This is a genomic window from Nesterenkonia halophila (assembly GCF_009467795.1).
GTDB classification, from domain to species: Bacteria; Actinomycetota; Actinomycetes; order Actinomycetales; family Micrococcaceae; genus Nesterenkonia; species Nesterenkonia halobia.
This window is the reverse complement of record NZ_WIAX01000002.1, coordinates 100,118-118,755: the sequence shown is the minus strand read 5'-3', so window position 1 is coordinate 118,755 and position 18,638 is coordinate 100,118. Positions and strand designations below refer to the sequence as shown.

Annotated in this window: 14 protein-coding genes; 5 read left to right on the top strand and 9 right to left on the bottom strand. The window is 71.8% G+C overall.

The annotated features are described in order from the left end of the window. Window positions 1–31: 31 nt before the first annotated feature. Window positions 32–1,549 carry an IMP dehydrogenase gene (gene guaB, locus GCL72_RS01635; RefSeq protein ID WP_153142970.1) on the bottom strand — a complete coding sequence of 506 codons (1,518 nt, stop codon included), beginning with the start codon at window positions 1,547–1,549 and terminating at the stop codon, window positions 32–34. Window positions 1,550–1,970: 421 nt separating this feature from the next. Between guaB and groES the strand changes: the two genes are divergently transcribed. The 3 genes from groES (at window position 1,971) to GCL72_RS01620 (ending at window position 6,241) form a co-directional block, all read left to right on the top strand. Beyond that, window positions 1,971–2,267, top strand: a complete 297-nt coding sequence (groES, locus tag GCL72_RS01630; RefSeq protein WP_010524466.1) for a co-chaperone GroES — start codon at window positions 1,971–1,973, stop codon at window positions 2,265–2,267. A 74-nt stretch (window positions 2,268–2,341) separates the two neighbouring features. Next, window positions 2,342–3,940 carry a chaperonin GroEL gene (gene groL, locus GCL72_RS01625; protein ID WP_153142969.1) on the top strand — a complete coding sequence of 533 codons (1,599 nt, stop codon included), beginning with the start codon at window positions 2,342–2,344 and terminating at the stop codon, window positions 3,938–3,940. A gap of 330 nt (window positions 3,941–4,270) precedes the next feature. After that, the gene (locus GCL72_RS01620) at window positions 4,271–6,241 is read left to right on the top strand and encodes a glycoside hydrolase family 127 protein (protein WP_153142968.1); all 1,971 of its coding nucleotides are present in this window, start codon (window positions 4,271–4,273) and stop codon (window positions 6,239–6,241) included. A 558-nt stretch (window positions 6,242–6,799) separates the two neighbouring features. Here GCL72_RS01620 and GCL72_RS01615 read toward each other — a convergent pair. Then, window positions 6,800–8,356 carry an alanine/glycine:cation symporter family protein gene (locus tag GCL72_RS01615; protein ID WP_153142967.1) on the bottom strand — a complete coding sequence of 519 codons (1,557 nt, stop codon included), beginning with the start codon at window positions 8,354–8,356 and terminating at the stop codon, window positions 6,800–6,802. A gap of 261 nt (window positions 8,357–8,617) precedes the next feature. On the opposite strand from GCL72_RS01615, the gene GCL72_RS01610 reads away from it, so the two are divergent. Continuing rightward, window positions 8,618–9,445: a CPBP family intramembrane glutamic endopeptidase gene (locus GCL72_RS01610; RefSeq protein WP_246160958.1), complete on the top strand. Its 828-nt coding sequence runs from the start codon at window positions 8,618–8,620 to the stop codon at window positions 9,443–9,445. A gap of 28 nt (window positions 9,446–9,473) precedes the next feature. Here the strand turns inward: GCL72_RS01610 and GCL72_RS01605 are convergent, their stop codons facing one another. The 7 genes from GCL72_RS01605 to GCL72_RS01575 form a co-directional block, all read right to left on the bottom strand. Then, complete coding sequence (locus GCL72_RS01605; protein WP_153142965.1) at window positions 9,474–10,046, bottom strand: arsenate reductase/protein-tyrosine-phosphatase family protein; 573 nt, start codon at window positions 10,044–10,046, stop codon at window positions 9,474–9,476. 81 nt (window positions 10,047–10,127) lie between these two features. Then, a complete protein-coding gene (locus GCL72_RS01600) occupies window positions 10,128–10,961 on the bottom strand; it encodes a fructosamine kinase family protein (RefSeq protein ID WP_153142964.1) in 834 nt (277 codons plus the stop codon). Between the two features lie 7 nt (window positions 10,962–10,968). Next, window positions 10,969–12,483, bottom strand: coding sequence for an Asp-tRNA(Asn)/Glu-tRNA(Gln) amidotransferase subunit GatB (gene gatB, locus GCL72_RS01595; protein ID WP_153142963.1), 1,515 nt, complete (start codon window positions 12,481–12,483; stop codon window positions 10,969–10,971). Window positions 12,484–12,491: 8 nt separating this feature from the next. After that, window positions 12,492–14,048, bottom strand: coding sequence for an Asp-tRNA(Asn)/Glu-tRNA(Gln) amidotransferase subunit GatA (gene gatA / locus GCL72_RS01590; protein WP_153142962.1), 1,557 nt, complete (start codon window positions 14,046–14,048; stop codon window positions 12,492–12,494). Between the two features lie 8 nt (window positions 14,049–14,056). Next, window positions 14,057–14,353: an Asp-tRNA(Asn)/Glu-tRNA(Gln) amidotransferase subunit GatC gene (gatC, locus tag GCL72_RS01585; protein WP_153142961.1), complete on the bottom strand. Its 297-nt coding sequence runs from the start codon at window positions 14,351–14,353 to the stop codon at window positions 14,057–14,059. Between the two features lie 138 nt (window positions 14,354–14,491). Further along, the gene (locus tag GCL72_RS01580; RefSeq protein ID WP_153142960.1) at window positions 14,492–15,178 is read right to left on the bottom strand and encodes a response regulator; all 687 of its coding nucleotides are present in this window, start codon (window positions 15,176–15,178) and stop codon (window positions 14,492–14,494) included. After that, complete coding sequence (locus GCL72_RS01575) at window positions 15,175–16,899, bottom strand: sensor histidine kinase (protein ID WP_153142959.1); 1,725 nt, start codon at window positions 16,897–16,899, stop codon at window positions 15,175–15,177. Before GCL72_RS01575 ends, GCL72_RS01580 begins: the two co-directional genes overlap by 4 nt. 205 nt (window positions 16,900–17,104) lie before the next feature. Between GCL72_RS01575 and GCL72_RS01570 the strand changes: the two genes are divergently transcribed. Next, window positions 17,105–18,571 carry a CitMHS family transporter gene (locus GCL72_RS01570; RefSeq protein ID WP_153142958.1) on the top strand — a complete coding sequence of 489 codons (1,467 nt, stop codon included), beginning with the start codon at window positions 17,105–17,107 and terminating at the stop codon, window positions 18,569–18,571. Window positions 18,572–18,638: the final 67 nt, after the last annotated feature.

Sequence of the window (18,638 nt, the reverse complement as noted above, 5' to 3'; positions counted from 1 at the left end):
CGCGACCGCCGCGGGCGCGCCTCCGGCGGACTCAGCGCTGGTAGTTCGGCGCCTCGACCGTCATGGAGATGTCGTGCGGGTGGGACTCCTTGAGTCCGGCGGGGGTGATCCGCACGAAGCTGCTGTGCGCCTTGAGCTCGTCGACGGTGTGCGCGCCGACGTAGAACATCGTCTGGCGGAGCCCGCCGACCAGCTGGTGCAGCACCGCCGAGAGCGGGCCGCGGTAGGGCACGCGTCCCTCGACGCCCTCGGGGATGAGCTCCTCGTCCTCGGGGACGTCGGCCTGGAAGTAGCGGTCCTTGGAGTAGGAGGTGTTCTTCCCGCGGGTCTGCATCGCGCCCATCGACCCCATGCCGCGGTAGGCCTTGAACTGCTTGCCGTTGGAGAAGACCAGGTCGCCCGGGGACTCCGCGGCGCCGGCCAGCAGCGAGCCGAGCATCACCGAGTCGGCGCCTGCGACCAGCGCCTTGCCGATGTCGCCGGGGTGCTGCAGTCCGCCGTCGGCGATCAGCGGCACGCCGGCCGGGCGGGCCGCCTTGGCCGACTCGTGGATCGCGGTGATCTGCGGGACGCCGACGCCGGCGACCACGCGGGTGGTGCAGATCGAGCCCGGCCCGACGCCGACCTTGATGGCGTCCGCCCCGGCGTCGACCAGCGCCTGGGCGCCGCGACGGGTGGCGGCCTGACCGCCGATGACGTCGACGCCGGCGGCGGCCGGCTCGGCCTTGAGCTTGGCGATCATGTCCAGCACGCCGCGGGTGTGGCCGTTGGCGGTGTCCACGACCAGCGTGTCCACGCCGGCCTCGACCAGGCTCATCGCACGGTCGAAGCCCTCGCCGAAGAAGCCCACGGCCGCGCCCACGCGCAGCCGGCCCTCGGCGTCCTTGGTGGCCTGCGGGTACTTGTCGGCCTTGTCGAAGTCCTTGACGGTGATCAGCCCGGTCAGCCGGCCGGCGTCGTCGACCAGCGGCAGCTTCTCCACGCGGTGCTCGGAGAAGAGCCGGATGACCTCCTCGGAGGCGATGCCGTCGCGCGCGGTGATCAGCGGCTGGGCGGTCATCTTCTCGTAGACCTTCGTGGTCAGGTAGTCCTCGGCCGGGACGAAGCGGATGTCGCGGTTGGTGATGATGCCCAGCAGCGTCTTCTCCGCGTCGACCACCGGCAGTCCGGAGACGCGGTAGTGGGCGCAGAGGTCGTCGAGGTCCTTCAGCGTCGCGTCCGGGGTGATGGTCACCGGGTCGGAGATCATCCCCGACTCGGAGCGCTTGACCTTGTCGACCTGCCGGACCTGGTCCTCGATGGAGAGGTTGCGGTGCAGGATCCCGATGCCGCCCTGGCGGGCCATCGCGATGGCCATCGGCGCCTCGGTGACGGTGTCCATCGCCGCCGAGACCACCGGAGCGCTGATCTCGATGCCGCGGGAGAGCCGCGTGGCGGTGTCGGCCTCCGAGGGGATGACGTCGGTCTCGCCGGGGAGCAGGAGGACGTCGTCGTAGGTCAGCCCCACGAGGGCGAAGGGGTCGTGGGAGTCAGCGGGAGTCTCAGTCACTGGTGCCTCTCAGAGGGAGTCTGGCGGGATCCGGGCCGATCCCGATTCTACTGCCGCGGGGACGCCCGCCGCACACTGTGCCGGTCGGTGGCGGCCGGCCGCCCGCGCCGAGCCGGACGCCCCGGCGCGGACCGGCGCGAGAAGCGGCCTCCGCCCGCCGTCGCCGGCTTTAGCACTCTGCTTGACCGAGTGCTAAAGCCGTCCTAAAGTCTATCGTGGCACCCACCACCGCGGGGTGCCCGTCGCGCCGGGCCGTCACCCGGGGCGACGAGCCTGACGGGGCGCCATCCGGCACCGCGACGACGGTTGGTCACTCCCAAGGCGCGCAACACATCTCCGAGCCCGTCACTTCCCGGCGTCACCTGGAAGGGCAGGGCCCGACCGCAACCGAGATCGACTTCACGCAAAGGAGAGTACTGACGTGTCAGTCTCCATCAAGCCCCTCGAGGATCGCATTGTTGTCCGCCCCCTGGAAGCTGAGCAGACCACCGCTTCCGGCCTGGTGATCCCGGACACCGCCCAGGAGAAGCCCCAGGAGGGCCAGGTCGTGGCCGTCGGCCCGGGCCGCGTCGACGACAAGGGCAACCGTGTGCCCGTCGACGTCAACGAGGGCGACGTCGTCATCTACTCGAAGTTCGGCGGCACCGAGGTCAAGACCGGCGGCGACGAGTTCCTCGTGCTGAACTCGCGCGACGTCCTGGCCGTCGTCGAGAAGTGATCGCGGGCTCCCCGAGCTCTCTCGACACCCGAACATCGACTCTGTTCTGACTCTCTGTAAGGAGCAGCAAGCACATGGCAAAGCAGCTTGAGTTCGACGATGCCGCCCGGAAGGCACTCGAGGCCGGCATCGACAAGCTCGCCGACACCGTCAAGGTGACGCTCGGCCCCAAGGGCCGCAACGTCGTCCTCGACAAGTCCTGGGGCGCTCCGACCATCACCAACGACGGCGTGACCATCGCCCGCGAGATCGAGGTCGAGGACTCCTATGAGAACCTCGGCGCCCAGCTCGCCAAGGAGGTCGCCACCAAGACCAACGACGTCGCCGGCGACGGCACCACCACTGCGACGGTGCTGGCGCAGGCGCTGGTCAAGGAGGGCCTGCGCAACGTGGCCGCCGGTGCGGCCCCGAGCGAGATCAAGCGCGGCATCGAGGTCGCCGTCGAGGCGATCACCGAGCGCCTGCGCACCAACGCCCGCGAGGTCTCCGGCCAGCAGGAGGTCTCCTACGTCGGCGCGATCTCCGCGCAGGACGACGAGGTCGGCGAGCTGCTGGCCCGCGCGTTCGACGCGGTCGGCACCGAGGGCGTCATCACCATCGAGGAGTCCTCGACGACGTCGACCGAGCTCGACATCACCGAGGGCATGCAGTTCGACAAGGGCTACCTCTCCCCGCACTTCGTCACCGACGGCGAGCGGCAGGAGGCGGTCCTCGAGGACGCCTACATCCTGATCCACCAGGGCAAGATCTCCAACGTGCAGGAGTTCCTGCCCGTGCTGGAGAAGGTCATGCAGGCCAAGAAGCCGCTGTTCATCATCGCCGAGGACGTCGAGGGCGAGGCCCTGTCGACTCTGGTGGTGAACAAGCTCAAGGGCACGCTGAACGTCGCGGCGGTCAAGGCCCCCGGCTTCGGCGACCGCCGCAAGGCCATGCTCGAGGACATCGCGGTGCTCACCGGCGGTCAGGTCATCTCCTCGGAGCTGGGCCTGAAGCTGGACCAGGTCGACCTCGACGCGCTGGGCACCGCCCGCCGCGTCACGGTCACCAAGGACTCCACCACGATCGTCGACGGCGCCGGCTCCGCGGAGGACGTCCAGGCGCGTGCGGCGACCATCAAGGCCCAGGCCGACGCGACCGACTCCGAGTGGGACCGCGAGAAGCTGCAGGAGCGGCTGGCCAAGCTGGCCGGCGGCATCGGCGTCATCAAGGTCGGCGCGGCCACCGAGGTGGAGCTCAAGGAGCGCAAGCACCGCATCGAGGACGCCGTGTCCTCCACGCGTGCCGCGCTCGAGGAGGGCATCGTCGCCGGCGGCGGCACCGCGCTGATCAACGCGCTGTCCGCCCTGGACGAGGACTCGACGGTCCAGGAGCTCTCCGACGACGCCGCCGCCGCGGTGGGCATCGTCCGCCGCGCGCTGGTCCAGCCGCTGCGCTGGATCGCGCAGAACGCCGGCGAGGACGGCTTCGTCGTCGCCTCCAAGGTGGCGGACCTGGAGCCGAACCACGGCTTCAACGCCAAGACCGGCGAGTACGGCGACCTCATCGCGGCCGGCGTCATCGACCCGGTCAAGGTGACCCGCTCGGCGCTGCAGAACGCCGCCTCCATCGCGGCGCTGGTGCTGACCACCGAGACGCTGATCGTCGACAAGAAGGATCAGGAGGACGAGGGCTGATCCTCGTCTGATCGACCTCCTGCCGACTGACCGGCACAGAACGGGGCCCGGGAGCTGCTGCTCCCGGGCCCCTTCCGTTCTCGCGCGCGAGAAGGGGCCGCCCGACACCGCCCGCCCTCGGCCTCGCGCGCCCCTCCGCAGGGCGCGTCCCTCTGATCCGCCCCCCATCGAGTGGTCAATTCTGACGGCTTCTCGGGGGTGACACGCCGTCTGATGCCGCAAGGTCCCGTCATACGTGACCACTCAGTGCCGGGCGGGGCGCGCAGAGTCCGACGCTCCTGCCATAGAATGATCCCCCTCACGGATTACATCGATGAAGGAGCCCGTTGCATGTCCGCCGAGCGGCCCGCCCGCCCCGAGGCCTCCGCCAGCACCCGTCCGACGTCGCCCGTGGCCCCGGCCGTCCCGCGCACCGGCGCGCTGCGCCCGCTGGGCGTGGACGAGGTCCGGCTGGAGGGCGGGTTCTGGGGATCCCGCCAGGAGCTGAACCGCTCGACGACGATCCCCCACGCCGAGCACTGGGTCGAGGAGATGGGCTGGGCGCCGAACTTCGAGCTGGCCGCGACGGGGAGCCTGCCCGAGGGTCGGCGCGGCACGGAGTTCGCCGACTCCGAGGTCTACAAGCTGCTCGAGGGGATGGCCTGGGAGGTCGGCCGCACCGGCGACGCCGCGCTCGACGCCCGCCTGCGCCGACTTGCCAAGCGGGTCGCCGCCGCCCAGGAGGACGACGGATATCTGCACACCGCCTTCGGCCGCGCGGGCCAGCCGCCGCGGTACTCGAACCTCGAATGGGGCCATGAGCTCTACTGCTTCGGACACCTGATCCAGGCCGGCGTCGCCCGGCTGCGCACCCACGGCGAGGACCAGCTGGTCCGCGTCGCCCTCGCCGTCGCCCACCACGTCTGCGCGGAGTTCGGCGACCCGGACGACACCCGGCTCGGCGGGCACCCGGAGATCGAGACCGCGCTGGCCGAGCTCTCCCGAGCGACGGGCGATCCCCGATACCTGGAGCAGGCCCGCCTCTTCGTCGAGCGTCGCGGCCGCGGACACCTCGGCGAGATCGGCTTCGGCCCGGAGTACTTCCAGGACGACGTCCCGGTCCGCGAGGCCGAAGTGCTGCGCGGCCACGCGGTGCGCGCGCTGTACCTGGCCGCCGGCGCCGTCGACGTCGGCGTCGACACCGGCGACGCCGAGCTCGTCGCCGCCGTCGACCGGCAGATGCAGACCACGCTCGCCCGGCGGACCTATCTGACCGGGGCCATGGGCGCCCGGCACGACGGCGAGGCCTTCGGCGGGGACTTCATGCTGCCGCCGGACCGCGCCTATGCCGAGTCCTGCGCCGGCATCGCCTCAGTGCAGACGAACCAGCGGCTGCTCCTCCACGACGCCGCCGCGCAGCATGCCGACGTCGTCGAGCGCACGTTGTACAACGTGGTCGCCGCCGCCGTCGGCGAGGACGGGGCCAGCTTCTTCTACACCAACCCGCTGCACCAGCGGACCGTGGGCCGCGCGCCGGCGCCCGACGAGGTCAGCCCGCGGGCGGCCTCCAGCGTGCGGGCACCGTGGTTCGCCGTCTCCTGCTGCCCGACGAACCTCATCCGCACGATCGCCTCGCTCGGGACGCTGCTCGGCGGCGTCGGCGGAGAGGACGGGAAGGAGCTGCACCTGCACCACTTCATGCCGGCGACAGTGCGCACCCGGCTCGACGACGGCGCCGAGGCGGCGCTGCAGCTGCGCACCGTCTATCCCGACGACGGCCGGGTGACGGTCACCGCGCTCGAGGCGCCGTCCGACGGCGCGGCGGTGCGGCTGCGGGTGCCGTCCTGGGCCGCCGGGGCGCAGCTCATCGGGCCCGAGGGCGAGGCGCGCGCCGTGCCCTCAGGGCAGATGACCGGACCGGTGGTGCTGCACGCCGAGGAGTCGCTGACGCTGCAGCTGCCCGTCGAGCCGCGGCTGACCCGGGCGGATCCGCGCGTCGACGCCGTCCGCGGCCAGGTCGCCGTCGAACAGGGCCCGCTGGTGCTGGCGCTGGAGTCCCCGGACCTGGCCGCCGCCGGGCTGGCGGAGGACGTCGCCGCCGCCGAGCTGGTGACGGCGCACCCGCTGGCACGTCGCGACGGGCGGACCTGGGTGCAGGTGCGCACCCGTGCTCTGCCGGAGAGCTCGTGGCCGTACCGGTCGACGTCGGACGACGGCACGGCCCGGGAGGCAGGGAAGGTCGCCGACGTCGCCCTCGTCCCATACCACGCCTGGGCCGACCGGGGTCCGTCGACGATGCGGGTCTGGATCCCCGAGGCCTGAGCCGAACCGCTTCCTCACGCTGAGTGGTCACTTCTGCCCAGATTCCGGGGACGACACGCCGTAGGATACCGTCAGAGATGACCACTCAGCACTGAGGAGGGGATCGATGAGCCTGGGCCGCCTGACCGCCGTCTACGCCCCCGTGCTCGCCGTGCTCTGCGGCACCGCCTATGTGCTCGCGACGGTCCACGGCATCCACCTCGACGCCCAGGAGCCGGCCTCCTGAGCCGAAGAAGGCTCGTTCACTGTGCCGCGCCTGCTCGGCGTCGTCCTGCTGGGGGCCGCCGGCGGCCTCCCGATCGCCCACCTGCACCGGCGTCGGCGCGCGAGCAACGAGGCCTCGGCGGCCGCACGCGGCAGAGGCTGAGCAGTCGCTCCGGGGCGCACGAAGGGCCCGGGAGGCGGATCCTGCGGGATCGCCTCCCGGGCCCTTCGTGCGCCTCGCCGCTGAGTGGTCACTTCTGCCCGGGATCCGGGGCCGACACGCCGTGCGGGGCCGTGCGACGCCGTCAGAAGTGACCACTCAGCGCTCAGGGGCAGTGCTCGGAGGCCCGAGGCTCAGCGCGTCGTCGTCGGCTCCCGCTCGGCGCCCGCGTCGGGCTCTCCCGGCTTGGCGCCGTCGGCCCGCCGCTCCCAGAACTCCGCATTGCGGATGCCGACCTCGCGCGGATCGAACTGCGGGTCACGACCGGCCTTGAGCTGCTTCCGGTAGTCGCGCAGCGCCTTGAATGCCGGCCCCTGCAGGACCAGGATGCCGACGATGTTCAGCCAGGCCATGAGCCCGACGCCGATGTCGCCGATCGACCAGGCCTGTCCTCCGGCGCCCATCGCGCCGTAGAAGACCACGATCAGGATCATCACCTGCAGCGCGGCCAGCGCGGCCCGCTGGAAGGTCTGGCTCTTCACCCGGCGGATCGCATAGGTCAGATTCGTCTCCGCCATGTAGTAGTAGTAGACCACCGTCGAGAAGGCGAAGAAGGTCAGCGCGACCGCCAGCAGGATCGCGCCGGCGCCCTGCAGCGAGGAGTCGAGTGCGGCCTGCGTGTACTCGACGTCCATCCCCGGCTCGGCCTCGAAGCCCAGCCCGTCCGCGTAGCCGCCGAAGCTCACCATCGACTCCGCCTCGCCGAAGACGCGGTACATGCCCGTCGACAGGATCAGGAACGCAGTGGCCGAGCAGACGATCAGCGTGTCGATGTAGACCGCGAAGGCCTGCACCAGCCCCTGCTTGGCCGGGTGGGAGACCTCGGTGGCCGCGGCGGCATGCGGGCCGGTGCCCTGGCCGGCCTCATTGGAGTAGATGCCGCGCTGGACGCCGTAGCTGATGGCCACGCCGAGCATGCCGCCGAAGGCCGAGTGCACGCCGAACGCCGAGGAGACGATCAGCCGGACCATGTCCGGGATCTCGGTGATGTTGAACAGCACCACCACGATGGCGACCAGCAGGTAGAACGCCGCCATGATCGGCACGACGCGGGCGGTGAAGGCGGCGATGCGCTTCACGCCGCCGATGATGATGGTGCCCAGCACCAGAGCCAGCACGACGCCGACCATCCACTTGTCGATGGCCGGGACCGCATTGGTGACCGCCGTGGCCATCGTCGAGGTCTGGATCCCCGGCAGGAAGATGCCCAGCGCGATGACCGAGGCCATCGCGAAGCACCAGGCGTAGATCGTCAGCGGGATCCGCGCCCAGGTGTGACGATAGGCGCGCTCGAAGTAGAAGGCCGGCCCGCCGCGATACTCGCCGGTCCGCGGGTCACGCTCCTTGTAGATCTGAGCCAGCGTCGACTCGATGAACGAGGTCGCCGCACCCAGCAGCGCCACGACCCACATCCACAGCACCGCGCCGGGGCCGCCGACGGCGATGGCACCGGCCACGCCGGCGATGTTGCCCGCTCCCACGCGCCCCGACAGCGACATCGTCAACGCCTGGAACGGCGAGATGCCGTCGGCCGAGCTGCCGCCGCGGACGATGCTGCGGATCATGTTCGGCAGCCCGGTGATCTGGATCAGCCCCGAGCGCAGCGTGAACCAGAGTCCGGCTCCCAGGCAGAGCCAGACGAGCCAGTCGCTCCACACGACGTCGAGCGCTCCTTCGATGAATGCATCCATGCTGTGCTTCCCTCTCTCGCGCGTCGACGACGGCGGCGGGCCGGGATCTCCGACGCCCTCGCCGGCTCCCGTTCGGATGTGAACGGTGCCCGCCGTCTACGCTGCATGTGTCATGACTCACAGCGAGTCTCGCGGAGAAGAGTAGCACCCGGATGTTTCAGTCGTGTGGCATCAGCGCCGCGCCGTCCGGATCGACGCGCGCCCGCGGCTCCCGCACCCCGACGGCGGGGACGCGCTGACCCTCGCGATATGCTGACCGGCGTGGATCGCAGGACTCCCCCGCCCGACGCCGCACCGGCCGCACCGCTCGATGCGGGCACGCGCCGGCTGCTGATCATCGAGCTGGTCCTGGTGCTGGCGCTCTCGCTGGGCCGCAGCGCCGTCTATGCCGTGCTCGAGCTGGCCGAACGCCTGTCGCGGGGCCCGCTGGGCGAGCAGACCGCCACAGTGCAGACCGCCCAGTCGCGGCTGGAGATCTTCGACGCCGCCTACCAGGTCCTCGACAGCGTCTTCGCCCTCGCGCCGGCCGCGCTGGCGCTGTTCCTCCTGCACCTGCACCGTGCCGGCGGCTCGCCGCACCCGTTCCGGAGGCTCGGACTGGATCTGCGCCGGCCCGGGCTCGACATCGCCGTCGGGCTGGGCCTCTTCGGCCTCGTCGGCGGCGGCACGCTGCTGGTCTATCTGGCCGGCCGCAGCCTGGGCATCACCGCCGAGCTCGTCCCCGCCGACGTCGCCGCCCACTGGTGGACCCCGGCGGTGCTGCTGCTGGCCGCGCTGCGCCACGGGCTGGTCGAGGAGATCATCATGGTCGGCTGGTTCCTCGACCGCTGCCGGCGGCTGGCCCCGCGCACCTCGCCCTGGGTGCTCGTGGTGCTCTCCGCCGTGATCCGCGGGGCTTATCACCTCTATCAGGGGGTCGGACCGGGGATCGGCAATCTGCTGATGGGACTGATCTTCGGCGCGCTGTATCTGCGCACCGGCCGGATCATGCCGCTGGTGATCGCCCACGTGCTGCTCGACGCGGTGGCCTTCCTGGCGTTCCCGCTGGTGCTGCAGGCCACCGGACTCGGCGCCCTGCTGGGCGGCTGAGCTCCGCCGCCCAGCTCAGCCGCCCGGCTCAGCCGCGGACGAGCTCGACCAGCCCTTCTGTGGGGTCGCTGATCTGGGCGAAGGACTCGTCGTAGACCGACTCGGACAACAGGTACGGGTCGACGACGTCGTCGTCGCGGCCGGCCGGCCCCGCCGATGAGCGCGCGGCGTCGAGCAGCGGCACGACGGCGGCGAAGCGGTCGGCGATCGAGGCGCCCGCGCCCACGGCGTCGTCCAGCTGGGCGGCGTCGACGTGCTCGAGCAGGCGCCCGAGCTCGCGGATGGTGAAGGTCCGCTCGGCCGCCTGGGGCACCTCGTCGAGCAGGTCGGCGACGTGGACCCGGGTGGCGGTGAGGATCAGATCCGACTCCTCGATCATCGCCGCGGTGACCTGCTCGGCGACGAAGTCGTCCACGGCGGCCCCGGCGGCGGCTACCCGCCGCTTCATCGGCGGCTGCATGTCCTCGCCGTCGTGGGCGAAGGTCCCGCCAGAATGCACTCGGACATCCGGCGCGTCGGCGACGGCGCGGGCGAGCAGCCGTTCCATCGCCGGCGAGCGGCAGATGTTGCCGGTGCACACGGTCAGCACGGTGAAGGTCATGCGGTCCTCTCTGGTGAGCGGAGTGGTCGGAACAGACGGATCGGGCGGCTCCGGCGCGTCCGGAGCGACGGATCGTCCCCGTCAGAGCCGCAGGGCGGACTCGGCCGCCCGCAGCGTGGGCGCGGCGTATCCGGGCCCGAAGAGCGCCCAGTGGGCGAGCAGCGGGAAGAGCTGGTGCAGCGGCACGCGGTCCTCCACACCGTCGCGCAGCGGGGCGGTGCGCTGATACCCCTGCATCACCCGGTCCAGATGCGGCAGCCCGAACAGCCGCAGCATCGCCAGGTCGGCCTCGCGATGACCGGCGTGGGCGGCTGGATCGATGAGCACCGCCTCGACGGCGCCGCTCCCCCGGCCGCGCTCGGCCGGGGCGGTGCGCCAGAGCACGTTGCCGGACCACAGATCGCCGTGGATCCGCGCCGGCGGCTCGTCGTCGTCCAGCGCGCCGGAGGCGATCCGGTCGCGGACACGCTGCAGCAGTCGACGGGAGTCGCCGTCGGCGGGCCAGGGCGCGGCGTCCAGCTCGGCGAGCAGCGGGTCGAGTCGCTCGCCGGCGTGGAAGGCGCCCCAGGAGTCATGGGTGCCGGCGCCGACGTCGCGCAGGTCCTCGGCCGGACCGAAGAACGGGGCGACGCCGGCGGGGTGCTCCTCCGGCAGCGCGCCGAAGCGCGGGGGCTGACCGTGCGCGGCGAGCGAGCCGTGCGTGATCGCCAGCGCGGCCCCGAAGGCCTCGGCCGCCTGCGGATCCGGGCGGGCCTCGACGATCTCCTCCAGCTCCAGGAGCCCGTCGGCGGCGGCCTCGACGCCGACGACGGCCGCGCCGCCGGACGGCGCCGGCTCGGCGAGCCAGCGCAGTCCGGCGGCCTCGACCAGCGCGGCCTCGGGGCGGTCGGCGGGGACGGACTTGCGATGCGTCATGGACAGCTCAGGAGACTCCCAGCTTCTCCATGACGATCTCGCGGACCTTGCCCGCATCGGCCTGGCCCTGGGTCTCCTTCATGACCGGACCGATGAGCGCGCCGATGGCCTTGAGCTTGCCGGCGGCGACCTTCTCGACCACGTCGGGGTTCTCGGCCATGGCCTTCTCCACCGCGGCGGTCAGCGCCCCGTCGTCCGAGACGACCTCCAGGCCGCGGGCGGAGACGATCTCGGCCGGCGAGCCCTCGCCGTCGAGGTGGAACTCCAGCACCTGCCGGGCGATCTTGTCGTTGATCTTCCCCTCGTCGATGAGGCCGGCGAGCTCGATGATCGTCGCCGACTGCACGCCCAGCGCCGTCGGCTCGACGTCGCGGGCGTTGGCCAGCCGGGAGATCTCGCCCATCCACCACTTGCGGGCGGTGGCCGGGGAGGCCCCGGAGCCCACCGTCTCCTCGATCTCGTCGAGCAGCCCGGCGGCGACGACGTCGCGGAACTCCGCGTCGGAGTAGCCCCACGACTCGCGCAGCCGACGGCGGCGCTCGGCCGGCGGCTCGGGCAGCGTGGTGCGCAGCTGCTCGATCCACGCGGGCGAGGAGACGATCGGCACCAGGTCCGGCTCCGGGAAGTACCGGTAGTCGTCGGCGTCGGACTTGGGACGGCCCGAGCTGGTGGTCCGGGTCTCCTCCTTCCAGTGGCGGGTCTCCTGCACGATCGACCCGCCGGCGGCGAGCACACCAGCGTGGCGGCGGATCTCGAAGGTGACGGCGTGCTCGACGGCACGCATGGAGTTGACGTTCTTGGTCTCCGACCGGGTGCCGAAGGCGTCGCCGTCCTTGGGCATCAGCGAGACGTTGGCGTCGCAGCGGACGTTGCCGCGCTCCATCCTCGCGTCTGAGATGTCCAGAGCCTTGACCACGTCGCGGATGGCGCTGACGTAGGCCCGCGCGATCTCCGGGGCCCGGGAGCCGGCGCCGACGATCGGCTTGGTGACGATCTCGATCAGCGGCACGCCGGCGCGGTTGTAGTCCACCAGCGAGGAGTCCGCGCCCTGGATCCGGCCGGAGCCGCCCTGGTGGGTCAACTTGCCCGCGTCCTCCTCCATGTGGGCGCGCTCGATCTCCACGCGGAAGATCTCGCCGTCGTCGAGCTCGACGTCCAGCCAGCCGTCGTGGGCGATGGGCTCGTCGTACTGCGAGGTCTGCCAGTTCTTCGGAGTGTCCGGGTAGAAGTACTGCTTGCGCGCGAAGCGGCAGGACTCGGCGATGTCGCAGTTCAGCGCCAGGCCGAGCCGGATCGCCGACTCCACGGCCTTCTCGTTGACCACCGGCAGCGCGCCCGGCAGGCCCAGGCAGACCGGGCTGACGTTGGTGTTCGGCTCGTCGCCGAAGGCGTTCGGCGCCGCGGAGAACATCTTGGTGGCGGTGTTCAGTTCGACGTGGACCTCGAAGCCGAGGACCGGGTCGAACTGCTCCAGCGCGTCCTCGAAGGACAGCGGAGCGGCGTCGGGGAGCGTCTCAGTCATGGAAGTCCTCACTCTCCTGCGGTCTGGGCCGCGGCGGTCGGCAGCTCGGGGGCACGGGCCCAGAGGGGCTCGGCGTCGGCGGACAGCAGAGCCTCCAGGGCGCCGGCGGCGCGGTAGACCCGGGCGTCCTCGCGGGCCGGAGCCAGGAACTGGATCCCCACCGGCAGCGCGGCGCCGTCCCCGTCGGAGGCCAGCCCGCCGGGCACCGAGATGCCGGGGATGCCGGCGAGGTTCGCCGGGATGGTGGCGACGTCGTTGAGGTACATCGCCAGCGGGTCGTCCAGCTTCTCGCCCAGCGGGAAGGCCACTGTCGGCGCCGTCGGCGAGATCAGCACGTCGGCCTGCTCGAAGGCGGCGGCGAAGTCGCGCTGGATCAACGTGCGCACCTTCTGCGCCGAGCCGTAGTAGGCGTCGTAGTAGCCGGCCGAGAGCGCGTAGGTGCCCAGGATGATGCGCCGCTTGACCTCGTCGCCGAAGCCGGCCGCCCGGGTCGCGCCCATCACGCGCTCGATGGTCAGCGGCCCGTCCTCGGGCTCGACGCGCGTGCCGTAGCGCACGCCGTCGAAACGGGCCAGGTTCGAGGACGCCTCCGAGGGCATGATCAGGTAGTAGGCGCTCAGCGCGTGCTCGAAGCTCGGGCAGTCGACCTCGACGATCTCCGCACCCGCGGCGCGCAGCGCGTCCAGCGACTCCTGGAAGCGCGCGAGCACGCCCTCCTGGTAGCCCTCGCCCTGCAGCTGCTTGATGACGCCGATCCGCAGGCCGGAGACGTCCGTGGTCCGCGCCGCCGCCCCGAAGGCCGGGACCTCGTCGGGCAGCGACGTGGAGTCCTTCGGATCGTGGCCGGCGATCAGCTCGTGCAGCAGGGCCGCGTCCTCGGTGGTGCGGGCCACCGGGCCGATCTGGTCCAGCGAGGAGGCCATCGCGATGGCCCCGTAGCGCGAGACCGAGCCGTAGGTGGGCTTGGTGCCCACTGTGCCGGTGACCGCGCCGGGCTGGCGGATGGAGCCGCCGGTGTCGGTTCCCAGGGCCAGCGGGGCTTCGAAGGCCGCGACGGCGGCGGCCGAGCCGCCGCCCGAGCCGCCGGGGATGCGGTCGGTGTCCCAGGGGTTGCGGGTCACTCCGTAGGCTGAGTGCTCGGTGGAGGAGCCCATGGCGAACTCGTCGAGGTTGGTCTTGCCCAGGATCGGCAGCTTCGCCGCGCGGATCCGCTCGACGACGGTGGCGTCGTAGGGGCTCACCCAGTCCTCGAGCATCCTCGAGCCGGCGGTGGTCGGCTGGCCGACGGTGACGATCAGATCCTTGACCGCGATCGGCACCCCGGCCAGCGGGTGCAGCGCCTCGGCTTCGGCGCCGCCGGCCGCGCGGACGGCGTCGACCTCCTCAGCGGTGGCCAGCGCCTCGTCGCGGGAGACGTGGATGAAGGCGTTCAGGCCGGCCTCGCCGCCGTCGACGGCGTCGATGCGGTCCAGGTGGGCGCGCACCAGCTCGACGGAGGTGATCTCGCCGGCGGCCAGCTTCGCCGCCATCTGCGCGGCGGTCAGTCGGGTGATCTCTGCAGTCATCGCTCGCCTCACTCCTCGTCCAGGATCGCGGGGACCTTGAAGCGCCCGTCCTCGGCGTCCGGCGCATTGCTCAGCGCCTGCTCGGCGGTCAGCATCTCGCCGACCTCGTCGCGGCGGAAGACGTTGGTCAGCGGCAGCGGGTGGCTGGTCGCCGGCACGTCGGCGTCGACGGCCTCCGAGACCTTCTTGACCGAGTCGACGATGACGTCGAGCTCGCCGGCCATCGTGGTGAGCTCCTCGTCGGTCATGCTGATATGGGCGAGTTTCGCAAGATGCTCGACGTCGGCGCGCGAGATCTCAGACATGCAGCTCCCTCGAGACATGTAGGGGAAAGATCGGAATGGGTCGACGCCAGTCTACTGGGCACGTCGAGACGACGCCTGCTCGCCGCCGGCGCCGGACACCGCGGCGGCCGTCGGCGCCCGCCGCGCGGGATGCCGCGCTCAGTTCGCCCAGCGGTATCGGTGCTCCGGGCGGCCGGCCGAGCCGTACTGCAGCCGCAGCTCGGCCCGCTTCTCGGTGCACAGGTGCTCCAGATAGCGGCGGGCCGTCACGCGGGCGATTCCCGTCGCCTCGGAGACTTCGGCGGCGGAGAGGTCGCCGGCGGCGCCGCGCAGCGTCTCGGCCACCAACGTCGCCGTCGTCGCCGTCAGGCCCTTGGGCAGCGCGGCCGAGGGCGTCGGCCGCAGCAGCGAGATCAGCTGGTCGACGTCGCCCTGGGTGACGGTGCTCAGCCGATCGGCGGTCCGCCGCATCGCCGCGTAGCGCTCCAGCACCTCGCGCAGCGTGGCCAGCGGGAAGGGCTTGAGCAGGTAGTGCAGCGCCCCGGACTGCAGGGCGGTGCGCACATGGGCGAGCTCGCGCAGCGCGGTGATGACGACGACGTCGACCAGCCCGGCGCCGGTGGCCTGGCCGGGGCCGCGCATCTCGCGCAGCACGTCCAGTCCGGGGCGATCGGGCAGGAAGAGGTCGAGAAGCACCAGGTCCGGGGCGTGGCGCTGGACGGCCGCCACGGCCGAGGCGGCGGTGTGTTCGACGTCGACGACCTCGAAGCCGGCCGTCGAGTCCACCAGCTCCCGGTGGTTCTGCGCGACGCGGGCGTCGTCGTCGACGATCAGCACGCGGATCATCGGTCCTCCTCCTGGTCCTCCGGGACGGGCGCGCCGCCCGGCTTCGACGGCTCCGACGGTTCCGCCGGCTCCGGGGTCTCCTGCCGCTCGCGCGGCACGTACGCGCTGAACGTCGTCTCCTCCTCGACGTCGACGACGACGTCGCCGCCGCGTCGCCGGCAGGCCTGCCGGACCAGCGCCAGGCCCAGTCCGCGGTCGGATTCGCCGGCTGCAGACTTGGTGCTGAACCCGGCGGCGAAGACCTGCTCCTGCCCCGCGGCCAGTCCCGGCCCGGAGTCGGTCACCCGGATCTCGACGACCCGCCGGCCCTCGAGCGCGTGCTGCCGGACGAGCAGCTCCACGCGCCCGCGGGCTCCGGCGGCGTCCAGGGCGTTGTCAACCAGGTTGCCGACGATCAGCAGCAGGTCGTCGCGCAGCCCGGGCTCGAGGTCGTCGGGCAGGCTGCTCAGTTCGACCAGGGTGAACTCGACCTGCCGCTCGGCGGCCTGGGCGGCCTTCGCCAGCGTCAGCGCCGCGACGGCGGGGTCGGCCAGTCGCTCGGCGATCTCGGCGCCGTCGCGCGTGGTCTCGGCCGACAGCTCCGCGACGAAAGCCCGGGCCCGGTCCACCGCGCCGAGCTCGAGCATCCCGGCGATGGTGTGGATCCGGTTGGCGAACTCGTGACGCTGGGCGCGCAGCCCGCGGGTGACGGTCTGGGCGCCGTCGAGCTGCTCGGCCAGCCGGCGCAGGTCGGTCTGGTCGCGCAGCGTGATGACGGTGCCGCCGTCGGGCTCCTCGGGGCGCACCCGACGGCGCCGGCAGATCAGGATCCGGTCGCCGGCGGCGAGCAGCTCGCCCGCGTCCTCGGATCCCGGCTCCGCGGCGTGCCCGGCCTGTCCACCCGGCCCGTCGACCAGCGCCGTCGCGAGATCCTCGTCGAGCCCCACCTGCCGCGGCGAGCGCCCCAGCACCTCCGCATCCTCGGCGGGCAGTCCGAGCAGCCGCCGCGCCGGCGGGTTGGCCAGCACGATGCGTCCGGCATGGTCGAGGGCCAGCACGCCGTCGCCGATGGCGTGCAGCAGGGCTTCACGGCTGTCGAGCAGCTCGGCGATCTGTTCCGGCTCCAGTCCGCGGGTCTGGGCCCGGATGCGGCGGGCCAGCAGATGCGCCCCTCCCCCGCCGAGCAGCAGGACCAGCCCGGAGACGCCGAGGATGTACGGGATGTCCTCGCGCGAGGCGACGCGCACGTCGCCGGCGAGGATCCCGGCGGAGACGTAGCCGGTGACCGTCTCTCCGTCGTCTGCGCGGACGGGCACGCGGGCGCGCAGCGTCAGCCCCGCGGGGCCGCGCTCGGTGCCCGTCCAGGTCTCGCCCGCCAACACCGGGGTCGGATCGGTGTGCGGAGGCTTGCCGATGGCCTCTTCGACCGGATGGGACTGGCGGATGCCGTGGCGGTCGACGATGACGATGTAGCGGAATCCCGAGGCCTGTCGCAGCGTCTCGGCCAGCGGCGCCAGCGTCTCGGAGGGGTCCTCGGCGGTGAGATCCTCGCGCACCCGCGGCATGGCCGCGACCGTCTCGGCCATGGTCATCGCGCGATGTTCGTACTCGACCTGGACTTCGCGGCGCTCGTGGACGAACCACAGCGAACCGACCGCCAGCACGATGCCGACGAGCAGCAGCACATTGACCAGGAAGAGCCGGCGACTCAGCGGGATGCGCCGACGGCGGGCGGCGGCCATAGGTCCTCCCCTCGTCGCCGGCCGGGCGGACGACCGATCCGCCCGCGATGTACGTGACCACTATGACCATTATCGCGGCTGTGTGCACAACGACGTGACCCGCCTCACGCCTCCCTCAGGATGTGTCGGAGACCTCACCGGGGATCCGCGCCACAGTCCCGCACCGGGACCGGATCCCCGCCGCACCGTTCGCATCGGAGGAGACATGCTGAGCATCGTCGGCCTGGCCGTCATCGTCTGCATGACCACGCTGCTGATCCTGGGGCGCATCGCCCCGGTGGTCGGCCTGACCGTCATTCCCATCACCGGAGCGCTGGTCGCCGGGTTCGGCCCCGGAGAGATCAGCGAGTTCTTCGACACCGGACTCGCCGACGTCGCCGATGTCGCGGTGATGCTGATCTTCGCGATCCTGTTCTTCGGGGTGATGAACGACGTCGGCCTGTTCAACCCGCTGATCCGGGCGACGGTGAAACTCACCGGCGGCAATGTGATCGCCGTCTGCGTGGGCACCGTCCTGCTCGGGGCGGTGTGCCACCTGGACGGCGCCGGCGCCTCGACCTACCTGATCACGCTGCCGGCGCTGCTGCCCCTCTACCGGCACCTGGGCATGAGCCCCTATCTGCTCTTCCTGCTGGTCTCGACCAGCATGGGCATCCTGAACATGCTGCCCTGGGGCGGCCCGACCGGGCGTGCCGCCAGCGTCACCGGCATGGACCCGGTGGACCTGTGGATCTCGCTGATCCCCGTGCAGGGCGTCGCCCTGGTGCTGCTGATCGCCATGGCCGTGCTGCTGGGCATCCGGGAGAAGAAGCGGCTGGAGACACGGGCCCTGGTGGCCGCCGACGACCCCGAGCTGGCCGGCGCCACAGTCGGCGTGGCGGGATCCTCGCACGCCGAGGCGGACGAGGGCGCCGCCGGCCGCGATCGCTTCACCTCCTCGAACTCGGCGATCACCCGGGGCGTGGCCGACGAGTCCGCCACCGGGCCCGCGGACGACGACTCCTCGCACCCCGGCTCCTCGGATGTCGGCAACCCGATCGACGAGACCGCCGCCCGACGCCCGCTGTGGATGAACGCCGCGCTGGTGGTGCTGGTCATCGCCGCGCTGATCTCGCAGGTGGTGCCGCCGTCGCTGGCCTTCATGGTCGCTCTCTCCGGCGCGCTGGTGCTGAACTATCCGCGGGTCTCCGACCAGATGGCCCGCATCCGCGCCCACGGCGGCAGCGCCCTGGGCACCGGCTCGATCATCTTCGCCGCCGGCTGCTTCCTCGGCATCATGTCCGAGTCCGGCATGCTCGAGGCGCTGGCCTCCGCCGCGATCGGCGTGCTGCCCGAGGCGCTGCTGCCGCAGCTGCACCTGATCGTCGGCGCCGTCGGCCTGCCGCTGGAGCTGCTGTTCTCCACCGACGCGCACTACTTCGCGCTGCTGCCGCTGGTCGAGGGCATCGGCTCCGAGGCCGGAGTGAGCACGCTGGCCATCACCCAGACGGTGATCGTCGGCAACGTGATCGGCACCTACCTCAGTCCGTTCAACGCCTCGATGTGGCTGGGGCTGGGGCTGGCCAACCTCGACATGGGCAAGCACTTCCGGTACTCGTTCTTCCCCATGTGGATCTTCAGCCTCCTGGTGCTGGGCATCAGCCTGATCCTCGGCCTGATCAGCTGGTCCTGATCAGCTGGTCCTGATCAGCTGGTCCTGATCAGCCGGCCCTGACCAGCTGGTCCTGACCGCGGGCCTG

Excerpts from the sequence above, each read along its gene's own strand:
- groL (WP_153142969.1), top strand. The coding sequence starts at position 2,342 with ATGGCAAAGCAGCTTGAGTTCGACGATGCCGCCCGGAAGGCACTCGAG.
- GCL72_RS01620 (WP_153142968.1), top strand. The coding sequence starts at position 4,271 with ATGTCCGCCGAGCGGCCCGCCCGCCCCGAGGCCTCCGCCAGCACCCGT.
- GCL72_RS01615 (WP_153142967.1), bottom strand. The coding sequence starts at position 8,356 with ATGGATGCATTCATCGAAGGAGCGCTCGACGTCGTGTGGAGCGACTGG.
- GCL72_RS01605 (WP_153142965.1), bottom strand. The coding sequence starts at position 10,046 with ATGACCTTCACCGTGCTGACCGTGTGCACCGGCAACATCTGCCGCTCG.
- GCL72_RS01600 (WP_153142964.1), bottom strand. The coding sequence starts at position 10,961 with ATGACGCATCGCAAGTCCGTCCCCGCCGACCGCCCCGAGGCCGCGCTG.
- gatB (WP_153142963.1), bottom strand. The coding sequence starts at position 12,483 with ATGACTGAGACGCTCCCCGACGCCGCTCCGCTGTCCTTCGAGGACGCG.
- gatA (WP_153142962.1), bottom strand. The coding sequence starts at position 14,048 with ATGACTGCAGAGATCACCCGACTGACCGCCGCGCAGATGGCGGCGAAG.
- gatC (WP_153142961.1), bottom strand. The coding sequence starts at position 14,353 with ATGTCTGAGATCTCGCGCGCCGACGTCGAGCATCTTGCGAAACTCGCC.
- GCL72_RS01580 (WP_153142960.1), bottom strand. The coding sequence starts at position 15,178 with ATGATCCGCGTGCTGATCGTCGACGACGACGCCCGCGTCGCGCAGAAC.
- GCL72_RS01575 (WP_153142959.1), bottom strand. The coding sequence starts at position 16,899 with ATGGCCGCCGCCCGCCGTCGGCGCATCCCGCTGAGTCGCCGGCTCTTC.
- GCL72_RS01570 (WP_153142958.1), top strand. The coding sequence starts at position 17,105 with ATGCTGAGCATCGTCGGCCTGGCCGTCATCGTCTGCATGACCACGCTG.